General features: G+C 49.5%; 1 protein-coding gene. It reads right to left on the minus strand.

Features of this window, described 5'->3' with window-relative positions:
• Nucleotides 1-16: 16 nt before the first annotated feature.
• Nucleotides 17-220: YdeI/OmpD-associated family protein (locus B0D78_RS12400; protein ID WP_143521884.1), on the minus strand; the 204-nt coding region annotated here is incomplete at its 5' end.

The following is a 220-nucleotide window of genomic DNA, read 5'->3' on the forward strand; positions in this document are numbered from 1 at the left end:
ATCATCACATCAAGCATCAATAATACTTGTCGATGCCGCCGTAACCGACGATCTGTTTGTTATCCCTTGTTTTTCGGATGAAGCTGTCGAGGCGTTTTCTGAACTCCTCAGGACGCTTTCGTGCCGCGTCGATATAAGCGATGCGTATCCGCTTGTACGGTTCGGCAAAACGCATATAGTTCTCCCACGCCTGTTCATCCTGCCGGATCTCATCGAGGAT

The organism is Pyramidobacter sp. C12-8 (assembly GCF_002007215.1).
Taxonomy (GTDB): Bacteria; Synergistota; Synergistia; order Synergistales; family Dethiosulfovibrionaceae; genus Pyramidobacter.